This window comes from Flavobacterium xueshanense, from assembly GCF_900112975.1.
Classification (GTDB): domain Bacteria; phylum Bacteroidota; class Bacteroidia; order Flavobacteriales; family Flavobacteriaceae; genus Flavobacterium; species Flavobacterium xueshanense.
On record NZ_FONQ01000016.1, the window covers coordinates 23,113 to 38,244 of the forward strand.

At 36.7% G+C, this 15,132-nt stretch carries 9 protein-coding genes; all 9 read right to left on the bottom strand.

Annotation, left to right across the window (positions count from 1 at the left end; genetic code table 11):
• Window positions 1-21: 21 nt before the first annotated feature.
• The gene (locus tag BMZ76_RS13155) at window positions 22-1,827 is read right to left on the bottom strand and encodes an acyl-CoA dehydrogenase family protein (protein WP_091207559.1); all 1,806 of its coding nucleotides are present in this window, start codon (window positions 1,825-1,827) and stop codon (window positions 22-24) included.
• Between the two features lie 65 nt (window positions 1,828-1,892).
• Window positions 1,893-3,074 (bottom strand): acetyl-CoA C-acyltransferase, encoded by a 1,182-nt coding sequence (locus BMZ76_RS13160; RefSeq protein ID WP_091207563.1) that lies wholly within the window; start codon window positions 3,072-3,074, stop codon window positions 1,893-1,895.
• Between the two features lie 73 nt (window positions 3,075-3,147).
• Window positions 3,148-5,538, bottom strand: coding sequence for a 3-hydroxyacyl-CoA dehydrogenase/enoyl-CoA hydratase family protein (locus BMZ76_RS13165; protein WP_091207566.1), 2,391 nt, complete (start codon window positions 5,536-5,538; stop codon window positions 3,148-3,150).
• A gap of 63 nt (window positions 5,539-5,601) precedes the next feature.
• A complete protein-coding gene (locus BMZ76_RS13170; RefSeq protein ID WP_091207569.1) occupies window positions 5,602-6,093 on the bottom strand; it encodes a MarR family winged helix-turn-helix transcriptional regulator in 492 nt (163 codons plus the stop codon).
• A gap of 409 nt (window positions 6,094-6,502) precedes the next feature.
• On the bottom strand, window positions 6,503-7,555 hold the full coding sequence (locus BMZ76_RS13175) for a proline iminopeptidase-family hydrolase (protein WP_091207571.1): 1,053 nt from the start codon (window positions 7,553-7,555) through the stop codon (window positions 6,503-6,505).
• Window positions 7,556-7,575: 20 nt separating this feature from the next.
• Window positions 7,576-9,351, bottom strand: coding sequence for an AMP-dependent synthetase/ligase (locus BMZ76_RS13180; RefSeq protein ID WP_091207575.1), 1,776 nt, complete (start codon window positions 9,349-9,351; stop codon window positions 7,576-7,578).
• Between the two features lie 1,406 nt (window positions 9,352-10,757).
• Window positions 10,758-14,411, bottom strand: a complete 3,654-nt coding sequence (gene purL / locus BMZ76_RS13185; protein ID WP_091207580.1) for a phosphoribosylformylglycinamidine synthase — start codon at window positions 14,409-14,411, stop codon at window positions 10,758-10,760.
• Between the two features lie 92 nt (window positions 14,412-14,503).
• Complete coding sequence (locus BMZ76_RS13190; protein WP_091207583.1) at window positions 14,504-14,770, bottom strand: T9SS type A sorting domain-containing protein; 267 nt, start codon at window positions 14,768-14,770, stop codon at window positions 14,504-14,506.
• Window positions 14,771-14,875: 105 nt separating this feature from the next.
• The gene (locus tag BMZ76_RS15750) at window positions 14,876-15,106 is read right to left on the bottom strand and encodes a hypothetical protein (RefSeq protein ID WP_143071095.1); all 231 of its coding nucleotides are present in this window, start codon (window positions 15,104-15,106) and stop codon (window positions 14,876-14,878) included.
• Window positions 15,107-15,132 lie beyond the last annotated feature (26 nt).

The following is a 15,132-nucleotide window of genomic DNA, read 5'->3' on the forward strand; positions in this document are numbered from 1 at the left end:
AAAACTAAAAACTAATTTTTATTAGAAACAATATTGATTTTCAGCTACTAATTTTGATGTAATTGTTTCTCTTAATGCAACAACATTTGGCATGTTACTGTATTTTGTAAAACGACGTAATCCCATTAACATCATACGTTGTTCGTCTCCTTCAGCAAAAGAAATAACACTTTCTTTTCCTTTTTGAGTAACGATGTCTACTGCTTGATACAAGTATAATTTTGCCATAGCAATTTGCTCTTGTACTTTGGCTTCACCTTCTTTTTTAGCTAATTTTTCCGTTCTAAGAATAGTGCTTTCCGCCATGTATACTTCTATCAGCATATCCGAAGCAGCCATCAAAATTTGTTGGTGAGCGTCTAAATCAGTTCCGAATTTTTGTATTGCGCTACCAGCTACCATTAAGAATGCTTTTTTCAAATTCTTAACAATTTCTTTTTCCTCAGCAAATAACTCAGAGTAATCTGGCGTGTCAAAAGATGGAATACCTAATAATTCCTCGCCAACTTTTGTTGCAGGTCCTAATAAATCAACATGACCTTTCATTGCTTTTTTAATCAACATACCTACTGATAGCATTCTGTTGATTTCGTTTGTACCTTCATAGATACGTGCAATACGAGCATCTCTCCAAGCACTCTCCATTGGAGTATCTTCAGAGAATCCCATTCCTCCATAGATTTGAATACCTTCATCAGAACAGCTTTGAACGTCTTCAGAAACAGCTACTTTCAAGATGGAACACTCGATAGCATATTCTTCAACACCTTTTAATTCTGCTTCTTGATGAGAAATTCCTTCTGCTTCACGTGCAGTAATTCTGTCTTCAATGTCTTTTGCTGCTCTATAAGTAGCACTTTCACCAGCATAACAGTTAGTCGCCATATCAGCTAATTTAGAACGAATAGCTCCAAATTGAGAAATAGCGGTGTTAAACTGCATTCTTTCGTTTGCGTAAGCAGTTGCATTTGTAATTACTCTACGTTGTGCGTCAAGACAAGCTGCAGCCAGTTTGATACGTCCAACGTTTAAAGCATTCATGGCAATTTTGAATCCGTTTCCTCTTTCAGATAACATGTTCTCAGCAGGAACTTTTGTTTCGTTAAAGAAAACCTGACGAGTAGAAGAAGCTCTAATTCCTAATTTGTGCTCTTCTTCACCCATTGAAATACCGTTATCAGCAGCATTTTCTACAATGAAACCAGTAATGTTTTTATCATCACCAATACGTGCAAAAACGATAAACATGGAACAAAATCCTGCATTCGAAATCCACATTTTTTGTCCTGTAATAGAGTATGTTTTTCCATCTTCTGATAAAACAGCTTTTGTTTTTCCAGAGTTAGCATCTGATCCAGCACCTGGCTCAGTCAAACAGTAAGCACCAAACCACTCACCAGAAGCTAATTTAGGCACGTATTTTTGTTTTTGCTCTTCTGTTCCGTATAAAGTGATTGGCATAGTTCCAATTCCTGTATGTGCTCCAAAAGCAGTTGAGAATGACCCCGTTGCTCCAGAGATATAATCACAAACCAAAACGGTGTTTACAAATCCCATTCCCATTCCACCGTAAGCTTCAGGAACTGCTACGCTTAAGAAACCTAAGTCTCCTGCTTTGCGCATGGATTCTTCAGTTAAGGCATAATCTTTCTTTTCAAAACGGTCTTTATTAGGCCATAATTCTTTGTCTACGAACTCTTTTACAGAGTCACGCATCATTAATTGTTCTTCATTGAAGTCTTCAGGAGTGAAGACATCTTCGCACTTTGTTTCTTTAACCAAAAACTGACCGCCACGGGTTACGTTTTTTTCAATTGTATCTGCCATTTCTTTATTTTTTAATATTTTTTATTTATTATCTAATTCCTCAATATATGGATGTAAATCTTTGACTACAAAAGTTCGTAAATCCCTGCAGAACCTTGTCCCGTTCCAACACACATACTCACAATTCCGTATTTGCTTCCTCTACGTTTCATTTCGTCGAATAATTGAACAGACAATTTTGCTCCGGTACAACCTAGTGGGTGTCCTAATGCGATTGCTCCACCATTGACATTTATAATATCCGGGTTTAGGTTTAATTCTCTTGTTACAGCTAGTGCTTGTGACGCAAAAGCTTCGTTTAACTCAATTAAATCAATATCATTCAAAGTTAAACCAGCTTGTTTCAATGCTTTTGGAATCGCTTTTACAGGGCCAATTCCCATGATTCTTGGCTCCACTCCAGCCGAAGCAAAGTTTACCAAACGGGCGATAGGAGTAAGGTTTAATTCTTTTACCATTTCTTCGCTCATGATTAGAACAAAAGCTGCTCCATCACTCATTTGAGAAGAGTTTCCTGCAGTTACACTTCCACCAGCTTCAAAAACGGGTTTTAAACCTGCTAAAGCTTCTACAGAAGTTCCGGCTCTTGGACCTTCATCTTTATTTACGATATAGGATTTAGTTTCTTTTTTACCGTTCTCGTTGATAAACGTTTGTTCCACAGTAATAGGAACTATTTGTTTGTCAAATTTACCTTCGGCTTGCGCTTTCAGGGCTTTCATGTGCGATTGGTAAGCAAACTCATCTTGGTCCGCACGAGATACATTGAATTGTTTGGCAACCGCTTCCGCAGTTAGTCCCATTCCCCAATAGTAATCTTCGTTTCCAGCTTTTGCAACAGCATAATCAGGAGTCGGTTTGTAACCTCCCATTGGAATAAAGCTCATGCTTTCAGCTCCGCCGGCAATGATACAATCCGCCATTCCAGACTGGATTTTGGCTGTAGCCATACCAATTGTTTCTAATCCTGACGCGCAATAACGGTTTACGGTTACACCAGGAACATCTTCGATTTTCAATCCCATTAAGGAAATCAATCGTCCCACGTTTAGTCCTTGTTCTGCTTCCGGCATCGCATTTCCTACCATCACGTCATCAATACGCTTTTTGTCGAAATCAGGTAACTCATTCATCATAAACTGAATCGTTTCCGCTGCCAATTCATCAGGACGTTTAAATCTAAACACTCCTTTTGGGGCTTTCCCCACGGCTGTTCTGTATGCTTTTACTATATAGGCTGTTTTCATAACTAATATTTTGAATTTTGAATTTTAAATGAAACTCATTCCTGATTTATAATTCCTAATTTTTACTTTAAAATTAATTTCTCAACGGTTTCCCTTTGGTTAACATAAATTGGATTCTCTCCAATGTTTTTCTTTCTGTACAAAGTGACAAGAAAGCTTCACGTTCCAAATCCAATAAATATTGTTCAGTTACTAATGTTGGTTCTGATAAATCACCACCAGCCATCACATAAGCCAGTTTGTTAGCGATTTTTTTGTCGTGTTCCGAGATGTATTTTCCGGCTTCCATTTGGTCCGTTCCTACTAAGAACATTCCCAGAGCTTGTTTTCCAAGAACTTTTACATCGCTTCTGCGAATTGGTTGTGTGTAACCGGCTTCGGCCATTAGTAGAGCGTGTTTTTTTGCTTCAGCAATCTGACGGTCTTTGTTTACTACAATAATATCTTTCCCTTGTTGTAAAAGTCCGGTATCAAAAGCTTCATATCCAGAAGTGGACACTTTTGCCATAGCAATAGTCAAGAAATATTCTTGCAATACGTTCAACTCCACATCATTTTTATGGAATAAATCGGATGCACGCAATGCCAATTCTTTTGAACCACCACCACCTGGGATTACTCCAACACCAAACTCCACTAATCCCATATACGTTTCCGCTGCAGCGACTACTTTATCAGCATGTAAGCTCATTTCGCAACCACCACCAAAAGTCATTCCGTGTGGTGCAACTATTACTGGAATTCCAGAATAACGTACACGCATCATCGTGTCTTGGAACATTTTGATCGCCATGTTCAACTCATCGTATTCTTGCTCCACAGCCATCATGAAAATCATTCCGATATTAGCTCCAACAGAGAAATTCGCTGCTTGATTTCCAATAACCAAACCCTGATATTCTTTTTCAGATAAATCAATTGCTTTATTGATAGCGGCCAAAACATCACCACCAATAGTATTCATTTTAGATTGGAATTCTAAATTCAAGATTCCGTCTCCTAAATCTTGTATAATCGCTCCGCTATTACTCCACACTTTTTTGCTTTCGCGTATGTTATTCAGGATAATAAAGGAATCCTGACCCGGAACTTTAGTTTGTGATTTTGTTGGGATATTGTAGAAAAAAGTTGCTCCTTCTTTAATAGAATAAAAACTAGAACTTCCAGAAGCCAACATATCATTTACCCAAGCAGCTGGTTCAAGACCTTCTGCTTTCATCATTTCGATTCCTTTTGCAACACCAATAGCATCCCAAATTTCGAAAGGTCCATTTTCCCATCCGAAACCGGCTTTCATAGCATCGTCAATCTTATATAATTCATCTGAAATTTCAGGAATTCTGTTCGAAACGTAAGCAAACATTCCAGCAAAACTTTTTCTGTAGAATTCTCCTGCTTTGTCTTTTCCTTTCACCAAAACTTTAAAACGGTCAATTGGTTTATCAATCGTTTTTGTCAGTTCTAAAGTTGCAAAAGAAGCTTTTTTAGCCGGACGGTATTCTAAAGTGTCTAAATCCAAAGACAAAATATCCTTGTCTACTTTTTTATAAAAACCTTGACCAGTTTTGCTACCCAACCATTTGTTTTCCATCATTTTGTTGACGAAATCCGGTAATTTGAACAACTCGTGTTGCTCGTCATTCGGGCAGTTTTCGTAGATTCCATTGGCTACATGTACCAAAGTATCTAATCCAACTACGTCAACGGTTCTGAAAGTAGCCGATTTTGGGCGACCAATAACCGGACCAGTCAATTTATCTACTTCTTCAATCGTAAGTCCCAATTCTTTAACCAAATGAAACAAACTCTGAATCCCATAAATCCCAACTCTATTCCCAATAAATGCTGGAGTATCTTTGGCCACGACCGAAGTTTTGCCCAAGAATTTCTCGCCGTATATAGTAAGGAAGTCCAACACTTCTGTTGAAGTTTGTGGGCCAGGAATGATTTCGAATAATTTTAAATAACGCGCAGGGTTAAAAAAGTGTGTCCCACAGAAGTGTTTTTGAAAATCGTCGCTTCTTCCTTCACTCATAAAGTGAATCGGAATTCCAGAAGTATTTGATGTTACTAAAGTTCCCGGTTTTCTAAATTTTTCAATTTGTTCAAAAACCATTTTCTTGATGTCCAAACGTTCCACTACAACCTCAATAATCCAATCAACAGCAGCAATTTTCGCCATGTCATCGGTAGTATTTCCAGTTGTAATTCTGCTTGCGAATTTCTGACTGTAAATAGGAGAGGGCTTCGATTTCAGGGAATTAGCTAAATGCTCATTCACTAATCGGTTTCTTACAATTTTGCTTTCTAAAGTAAGCCCTTTTTTGGCTTCTGCTTCGGTAAGTTCTCTTGGAGCAATGTCCAAAAGTAAAACCTCAACACCAATGTTAGCAAAATGACAGGCAATTCCTGAACCCATAATTCCGGATCCAATTACTGCAACTTTTTTAATTGTGCGTTTCATACGTAGTTAATATTTGTTTTTTTATTTGAATATGGTATCGCCATTCTTAATTATTTTTTTGAATCAGGCAATGTCCTTTTCTGTTTTTTCAGTTTGCTCCATCAGTTCGCTGACGCTCGCGTGATTAAATATATTTTTGTCCAAAATTAATTCATTGATGATTTCAGCCACTTCAATAAAATGTTGCAGCTTCTCTTCAGAGATGTGTTGTTTGACGGTTTCATTAAATTTCAAAACCGTATTCTTAGATAATTCTCTTTTTTCTTTACCAAAATCAGTAAGGTAAATCAAAACACCACGGCCATCCTCAGGATTTTTCTTTCGGATAATTAAGCCTTTTTCTTCCATAGATTTCAGGGTTCTGGTTAAGCTCGTAGCTTCCATTCCCATTTTAGGTCCCAAAGAGGTCGATGGCGTTCCACCTTCCTTATCAATACTTAATAAGGCGAATCCAGTAGCCATGCTCGCATCGTATTTCGACGCTTCTTCATTATACATTCTGGCCACCGCTTGCCAGGTGGCACGTAAAATATAATCTATCGTTTTATCTCTCATAAGTAACTATATCGATTTCAAATATAATCAAAAATACTATGCATGCATAATATATTAAATTATTTTTTTGTTAAAAAGTATTAAATATAAAAAAACTCAGCTGAAATAGAGCAGATTATATCGTTTTTTACTAGTAATTAAATTTTTTGGGCGTATCCCTGCGGGTCGGGCTGTGCGTTGTATCTTTTTTTCCGCTATGGCTTCATAAAAGGATGCCACTTCTATCCCTTACGCAAATCCTGCTGGGGAGAATGATTGGGGAATCTAGTATACTTGGAGTTATAAGGAGTTTTCCGCAATTAAAAGTAGTTTATTACAATTATATTTGATTTTTAGTTTGATCATTATGAATTCTAAAATCAAAAAACCACGAACATCAATTCGTGGTTTTTTGTAATATGTATTTTGGTTATGCCTTCTTAAACTCACCATTATCCACATCTTTAAGGAACTTGATCACGCCCGTAAAATAGGTTTTAGGATCATCGTATTGTGAAAGGTGACTTCCGTTAGGACAAAACAAGAAGCGTCCGTTTTGTACTTCTTTAGACATCCATTCCATGTGTTTGGGATCCATAGTGTCATATTTGGCACCAATAACCAGAGTGGGAACGCTAATCGTTTTAAGTCTGGCAGTGACATCCCAATTCTTTAAAGAAGCATTTCCTGTAATTCCAAATTCACTTGGCCCTTGCATATAAACATAAACATTTGGGTTGATGTGTTTGAAAGTTCTGTTTATGGATTCTGGCCATTGATCAACAGGCATTCTTAAAATGTGTTCCGTATAATAATATTTAAAAAGCAGTTCGGTGTATTTTGGATTGGTATAATCTTTGTTTTTTTCAAATGTTTTTATTTGATCAAAAACTGCTTGGGGAAGTTTTGGACCCAGCACTTTTTCTGCATATTTGTTGTAAGCAGGTGCGCTGGCCATCATATTTGAAATAATCAGTCCTTTCAGGTTCTTTTGGTATTTCAAAGCGTATTCCATCGCGAGGATTCCGCCCCAGGATTGTCCCAAAATATAAAAGTTGGTATTGTCACAGCCTAATGCTTTTCGGACCTGTTCCACTTCCTCCACAAAACGTTCGTTTGTCCATAAACTGTTGTCATTGGGTTGGTCGCTATAATAGGATCCCAACTGGTCGTAATAAATGTATTCGATACTTTCGTTTGGGAAATAACCGTCAAATGCCTCATATAATTCATGCGTCAAACCTGGACCGCCGTGCAGCAACAACACTTTTATTTTAGGATTGTTGCCCACTCGTTTGGTCCAAACTTTAAACGTGCCTTTTGGCGTTTTTATCGGAATCATTTTGATGCCGCCAGTGAGTTGGTCGTCCCGATTAGAAAAGTCTAAATAATTTGCTTTTACGGAATCTTCCTTTGATTTTTCCTGACAATTAGAAAAAATGAATAAACTGATAACGGAGCAAATCAAGACTTTTAGTTTCATAACGATCGGTTTTATAACGGCTAGTTGTATATTTTATGGAATAAATCAATGTATTTTTCCATTACTATTTTTCGTTTCAGTTTCAGTGTAGGCGTTAGCTGTCCGCCTTCCACAGACCATAAATCTGGTGTGAGCTCAAAACGTTTTATCTTTTCCCAATTTCCGAATTTTTCATTCAGGTTGTCAATTTCCACCTGAATTCTTTCGATTACTTTTTCGTTGGCAATTATTTCTTCATTGCTTTTTCCAACGTCTATTCCATGAATAATGGCCCATTCTTTTATGAAGTCAAAACTCGGCTGAATAAAAGCTGCCGGCATTTTTTGTCCGTCACCAATAACCATGATTTGTTCAATAAAACGCGATTGTTTCATTGTATTTTCGATTAATTGTGGTGCTATATATTTACCTCCGGAGGTTTTGAACATTTCTTTCTTTCTATCGGTGATTTTCAAGAATCCGTCTTCGTCAAAAATCCCAATATCTCCCGTGTGGAAAAAGCCGTTTGTAATTACTTCGTTCGTTAATTTTTCGTCTTTGTAATAACCCAGCATTACGTTCGGTCCTTTGCAAAGGATTTCACCGTCTTCAGCAATGATAACTTCTACATTGTCGATTACTTTACCTACCGTCCCCACTCTGAAACCACCATTTCTTAAGTCATTTACGGAGATTACCGGAGAGGTTTCAGTCAAACCGTATCCTTCCATAACCGGGATTTCGGCAGCGGCAAAAATTCGGGCTAATCGCGGTTGCAAAGCAGCGCTTCCGGAAACCATTAAATCTAAATTTCCACCTAAACCTTCTTTCCATTTGCTGAAAATCAGTTTACGGGCAATTTTGAGTTGGAACTCATACCAAAATCCATTTTTGCCATACGGCTCATAGATTAAACCTAAGTCAATTGCCCAAAAGAATAATTTCTTTTTGATGCCGGTTAATTCTGTTCCTTTGGCATATATTTTATCATATACTTTCTCAAGAAGCCTAGGTACAGCAGTGATTACCGTTGGTTTTACTTCTTTAAGATTGTCACTGACTCTATCAATTGATTCTCCAAAATATACCGAAACACCGTAATATTGGTATAAATACAAAATCATTCTCTCAAAAATATGACAGATAGGCAGGAAACTTAAAGCGCGGCTTTTTCCTGCTTCAAAAGGAATTCTTGCCGCGCTATCGATTACATTAGATACAATATTTTTGTGCGAAAGCATAACGCCTTTTGGTCTTCCTGTTGTTCCGGAAGTATAAATAATAGTCGCTAAATCTTCTGTTTTTACGTTGTTTTTACGTTGTTCCACCTCATCTTGGTTTCCGGTGTCTACACCAAGAATCAATAATTCATTCCAGTTTTTACACCCTTCAATTTCGTTGAAAGAGTATACTTCTTTTATACTAGGGACTTTAGCTCTAATTAAATTTACTTTTCGAAGTACTTCAGCATCCGATACAAAACAATAAATCGCACCTGAATGATTCAGGATGTATTCATAATCTTCTTCAGAAATGGTTGGATAAATAGGAACAGTTTGCGCTCCGGTTTGCAAAGCACCAATATCCATAATATTCCATTCGGTTCTGTTATTAGACGAAATAATGGCAATTTTATCGTCTTTTTGAACGCCCAATCGGAGTAATGCTCTCGAAATGGCGTTAGCTTTTGCAATATATTCCTGGGTCGATGTTTTTACCCAGACACCGTTGTGTTTGCTTACTAAAGCATCCGGAATGGAATTGTATTTTTCTTGCTGATAATAGGGAAAATCAAAGAGGCGAGTGATATTTATCATTATGGAAATGTTGGTTTTGTTCGCAAATTAAAAAAAAATTAGCGATAAATTTTAAAATTTGGAAATAATATCGCAAAATTTTGAAAGCATTGTTGATTATTAACGAAATCGTTTTCTTGAAGGGATTATCAAAGAGATTTTCCTAATAAAAAAGCATTTCTTTTCAAGAGGGCTCACACTACTATTTTGCAATTTTAAATAATTCTTGATTTGTTAAAAGTTTAGATTAAAGTGTTCTCAAGGCATTTTTGGAGGTTACATAATTTAATTTTTTAAACCTCAACAGGAGTTTTATTATTTAATGTTGAAAGTGCTTTAAATGTGATAAATATATATTAGTACTAAAGTACTTTTTTATAATTTACCCGTCTAAAAATAATTTTTTGCCACGAAATTTTTAGTGATAAATTAGTACTCTATTCTCTAATTCATAAATTTTGACATCGATAGAGGAAAAGGAATTGCTCCGCTCAACTTTTGGTTGGTTAAAAGTTAAGCGAATACAATAGGCATCTGTCTTCATCGTTAATGTTCTAATTTTTGTTTACTAATTCAAAATATTAGAAAAGGAAAATAATACAGCCTAAATTTTTAGCACGTAAGAACATACTGCAATTCCGTCAACAATTTTTTTTAAACCACTCATTAAAACCCTTAATTATTCTTTTATTGGCTTAGTGATTGTATTAATTAACTAATTACAAAAGTGGTATTTTTTATTCATAAGTTTTTATTAATGTTTGTAATGTTTTACATTAAATAAATTTATGGTACTTTAAATGGACAACCTTCTGTTCTGCTTAAAGCAAATTAATCTCGGAGCATGGTAAAGCAATCCGTACAGCACAATTGGGCTTAAGCATACGTTTTTTAGTTAAAATATTGCTAATGTTAGATGAGTAACGCTTGGCTATGATTTTATGTAGTAATACAGCCGGCGCAGCTTTTGGTAACCTTGGCGCTGTAAAATATAAAATCAGTTACATAGAGTAAGCTGCAAAACTGATGTTCACAAACTTACTTTAATACTAAGAGGCAAAATTTTGTAATAATGGCTAATACAATATTATTTCCTTTGACGCTCGTTTGCAGAGAGTTCTTGCCTATTTGTGTAAACTAAGCGCAGCGTTTTCGATCTTTTTTTTTTTTTGAATAATCTTAAAATCTATTTTCAGCAATTTACGTTGCAAAGTACTTAATTAAGCCAATTATTTAAATAGATGTTTCAGTTGAAAATGAGCAGTATAGAAGATGATTTAAAAAAAAATTCAAAATTATATTGTAAAATTTTTGAAAATATTGTTGAAATGCAATGCCGTTGTTTCACTTAAATCAAATTTTAAGATTGTTTCGTAAAAAAAAGCGCTCCTTATTCAGGAACGCCTTTCAAAAATCTATTTTGTAACTTATTTTTTATCCATCCATTTTCTGGCATTGACAAACGCTTCATGCCAAGGCGAAACTTCATCGTCTCTATCTTTCGGATAATGTGCCCAATTCCATTGGAACGTAGAACGCTCAATGTGCGGCATCATAACCAAGTGACGTCCTGTTTTGTCGCAAAGCATCGCAACATCATAATGCGATCCGTTTGGGTTAGCAGGATAGCCTTCATAGGCATATTTAGAAACAATATTGTAGTTTTCTTCGCCCATTGGCAAATTGAATTTACCCTCACCATGCGAAACCCAAACTCCTAGTGTACTTCCTGCTAATGAAGAAAGCATCACCGAATTATTTTCTTGTATCGTTACCGATGTAAAAATACTTTCGTGTTTGTTACTTTCGTTATGCAGCATTTTTCCGTGAACTTCATGCTCCGGATTAATTACTTCCAGTTCCATAAACAATTGACAACCATTACAGATTCCAACAGATAAAGTGTCGTCCCTTCTAAAGAAATTGTTTAAAGCTATTTTTGCTTTTTCATTGTATAAAAATGCTCCGGCCCAACCTTTGGCAGAACCTAAAACATCTGAATTGGAGAAACCACCAACAGCTCCAATAAACTGAATGTCTTCCAAAGTTTCACGACCTGAAATCAAATCGGTCATGTGAACGTCTTTTACATCAAAACCGGCTAAGTACATGGCATTTGCCATTTCACGCTCAGAATTACTTCCTTTTTCACGGATAATAGCTGCTTTTGGACGCGTTTTAGAATTGTCGATAACTGGTTTTTTTCCTGTAAAATGTGTTGGAAAAGTATAGTTTAAGGCTTGATTTTTATAATTGTCAAAACGCGCTTGAGCCGCCCCGTTTTTCGATTGTTTTTGATCCAATAAGAAAGAAGTTTTATACCAAACATCTCTGTATTTAGCAATGTCTAACTTGCAAGGACCAAAATCTAAAGTCGCTTCATTTGTAGCGGTTCCCAATTTATAGAAAGAAACGTTATTGGCGCTTAATTTAGATTCAACATCAGCATCTGATTTTGCTTGGAAAACAATTCCGATATTTTCAGCAAAAAGATATTTGATGATGTCTTTTTCTTCGAAAACGGAGAAGTCTATTTTAGCTCCTAAATTCACATCGGCAAAACACATTTCTAATAAAGTTGTGATCAATCCACCACTTCCAATATCGTGTCCTGCAAGGATATTGTTGTTTAAAATTAATTCTTGTATTGTATTAAACGCTCTTTTAAAAAATGCAGCGTCTTTAATCGTTGGTACTTCCTTTCCAATAGTATTCAACGTTTGTGCGAACGAAGAACCGCCTAATTTGAAATCATCTTGTGACAAATTGATATAATAAATAGAACCGCCGTCTCTTTGTAAAACGGGTTCCACTACTTTTCTGATGTCGGTACAATTTCCACCTGCTGAAATAATTACTGTTCCCGGTGCGATTACCTCTTCATTTGGATATTTCTGTTTCATTGAAAGTGAATCTTTTCCTGTTGGAATATTGATTCCCAATTCGATTGCAAAATCAGAACAACCTTGAACTGCTGCATACAAACGCGCATCTTCCCCTTCGTTTTTACACGCCCACATCCAGTTAGCCGAAAGTGAAATTCCGTCTAAACCATCTTTTATTGGAGCCCAAACTATGTTAGACAATGCTTCTGCAATAGCCGTTCTGCTCCCTGCAACGGGATCAATCAATGCTGCAACAGGAGAATGACCTATTGAAGTGGCAACTCCTTCTATTCCTTGGTAATCCAAGGCCATTACACCGCAATTGTTCAATGGCAATTGCAAGGGACCGGCGCATTGCTGTTTAGCCACTTTACCACCCACACAACGGTCCACTTTATTGGTCAACCAGTCTTTACAAGCTACTGCTTCCAGTTGAAGGACTTGCTCTAGATACGTTGAGATGTTCTTCTTATGGTACACTAAATCAGTATAATTTCTTTTGATTGTTTTGTCTGTCATGACCACTTTTGGAGAACTTCCAAAAAAGTCTTCCAAGGCAAAATCCATTGGTTTAGCACCAGTTGATTTTGATTCGAAAGTAAAACGGTGGTCTCCAGTTACATCACCCACTTGATACATTGGAGAACGTTCCCGGTCGGCAATTTTTTGCAGTAAATCAATATTTTCTTTACCAATAACCAATCCCATTCTTTCTTGAGATTCGTTACCAATAATTTCTTTTGCCGAAAGGGTAGGATCTCCTACAGGCAATTTGTCTAAATCAATTAATCCACCGGTATCTTCCACTAATTCCGAAAGACAGTTTAAATGTCCTCCAGCTCCATGATCGTGAATGGAGACAATTGGATTAATATCGCTTTCTACCAGACCACGAATGGCGTTGGCAGCACGTTTTTGCATTTCTGGGTTCGAACGTTGGATCGCGTTCAACTCAATTCCTGAACTGAAAGCACCTGTATCTGCTGAAGAAACGGCAGCGCCACCCATTCCGATTCTATAATTTTCACCACCAAGGATAACAATTTTATCGCCTGTTTGTGGTTTTTTCTTTATTGCCTGATCTAATTTTCCGTAACCAATTCCACCCGCTTGCATAATCACTTTGTCGAAACCTAGTTTGCGTGCGTCTTCTTCGTGTTCGAAAGTCAGAATAGAACCTGTAATTAACGGTTGTCCAAATTTATTTCCAAAATCAGAAGCTCCGTTGGAAGCTTTGATTAAAATATCCATTGGGGTTTGATACAACCATTTTCTTTCGGGCATACCGTTTTCCCAAGGTCTGTTTTCGGCTAAACGAGAGTATGAAGTCATGTAAACTGCCGTTCCAGCCATTGGCAAAGAACCTTGTCCTCCTGCTAAACGATCCCGAATCTCTCCTCCAGAACCTGTTGCAGCTCCGTTGAAAGGCTCAACGGTTGTCGGGAAATTATGTGTTTCTGCTTTTAATGAAATAACCGAATCAAATTCTTTTATTTCGTAAAAATCAGGTTTGTCAGCGCTCTTTGGAGCAAATTGTTGTACACGAGGACCTTTTACAAAAGCAACGTTATCTTTATAAGCCGAAACAATATCGTTCGGATTTTCCTGTGATGTTTTCTTGATTAATTTGAATAAAGAAGATTCTTTTTCTTCCCCGTCAATGATAAATTTCCCGTTGAAAATCTTGTGACGACAGTGTTCTGAATTGGCTTGTGAAAAACCAAAAATCTCAGAATCTGTTAGTTTTCGCCCTAATTTAATCGCTAGATTATCTAAGTATTCTACTTCCTCAGGACTTAAGGATAATCCTTCTTGTTTGTTGTAAGCCGCAATATCATCGATGTCCAAAATGGCTTCCGGCATTACGTTAATAGTGAAAATATCTTGATTCAATTCGGCGTATTTTTGCGAAAGCATCGGATCAAAATCAAAGAAATCAGCAGTTGCTTTGTGAAATTCTTCGATTCTGATGATTCCGGAAATTCCCATATTTTGGGTAATTTCCACAGCATTGGTGCTCCACGGCGTTATCATAGTGGCGCGAGGACCAACAAAAAAATCCGTCAGTACGGATTTTTCTATTTTATTTGAATCGGCAAAAAGCCAGTTAAGTTTTGAAATGTCTTGAGCCGAAATTTCGTTTTGCGTTTGTACTGCAAAAACAGTTTTGCTTTGGTTTTCAAAGAAATGGATCATTGTTATGTAGTTTGTTGTATTGCGGTGCAAATTTAGTCAATTAAGATTAAATTTTGGGTATAAAAAAAGCGGCAAATTTGCCGCTTTCCCAATTAGTTGATTATTAATTTCTTTATGACCGAATCCGAACCGATGCTAACTCGAACCAAGTACGTTCGTTTTACACTATTTGGTAACGTAATTGCTGATCTGGTACTGTTTTCTTCTTCAAAAATCTTCTGACCAATTATAGAATAAATTTCGATAGCATATATTTTATTTGAATTATTGATGAAGAAAGTTCCATTGGATGGATTTGGATAGAGTGCGATATCATTGATATCCAAAGCAATGCTGGTTTTTGGCGCGTTTTCGGCCATGCTACGTCCTAAATTGTTACACGTATCAGAAGTGTAAGAATCCCACTGCGTTGTTTTATTAAAAGTAGTAGTTGGAGAAGTAACGGTAGATTTCCTTCTGATAGTCTAATCCGCTGCAAAGTTTGCCGTTCCGCCGTTAAAAGTTCCTGTGATATCAATTAAATCGCCGTTTTTGAATAAACCTACAGCGTCATTTCTGTTAAAAGTCATTGCAGTTTCAGCTGTAAAAAGGTTTGCAGAGGCTATAGGATAATAAATGGAGGCCATTAAACTATTTACAATAGTGAATTTACTTCCACTACTCAAAGTTCCTGTTAGACTTAATCTATACTTCAAGCGCCGGCACCTTTCGTTTGTTTTTG

What these genes read in the sequence shown, in the direction of transcription:
- BMZ76_RS13155 (WP_091207559.1), bottom strand. Translation starts at nt 1,827, where the DNA reads ATGGCAGATACAATTGAAAAAAACGTAACCCGTGGCGGTCAGTTTTTG.
- BMZ76_RS13160 (WP_091207563.1), bottom strand. Translation starts at nt 3,074, where the DNA reads ATGAAAACAGCCTATATAGTAAAAGCATACAGAACAGCCGTGGGGAAA.
- BMZ76_RS13165 (WP_091207566.1), bottom strand. Translation starts at nt 5,538, where the DNA reads ATGAAACGCACAATTAAAAAAGTTGCAGTAATTGGATCCGGAATTATG.
- BMZ76_RS13170 (WP_091207569.1), bottom strand. Translation starts at nt 6,093, where the DNA reads ATGAGAGATAAAACGATAGATTATATTTTACGTGCCACCTGGCAAGCG.
- BMZ76_RS13175 (WP_091207571.1), bottom strand. Translation starts at nt 7,555, where the DNA reads ATGAAACTAAAAGTCTTGATTTGCTCCGTTATCAGTTTATTCATTTTT.
- BMZ76_RS13180 (WP_091207575.1), bottom strand. Translation starts at nt 9,351, where the DNA reads ATGATAAATATCACTCGCCTCTTTGATTTTCCCTATTATCAGCAAGAA.
- purL (WP_091207580.1), bottom strand. Translation starts at nt 14,411, where the DNA reads ATGATCCATTTCTTTGAAAACCAAAGCAAAACTGTTTTTGCAGTACAA.
- BMZ76_RS13190 (WP_091207583.1), bottom strand. Translation starts at nt 14,770, where the DNA reads ATGGCCGAAAACGCGCCAAAAACCAGCATTGCTTTGGATATCAATGAT.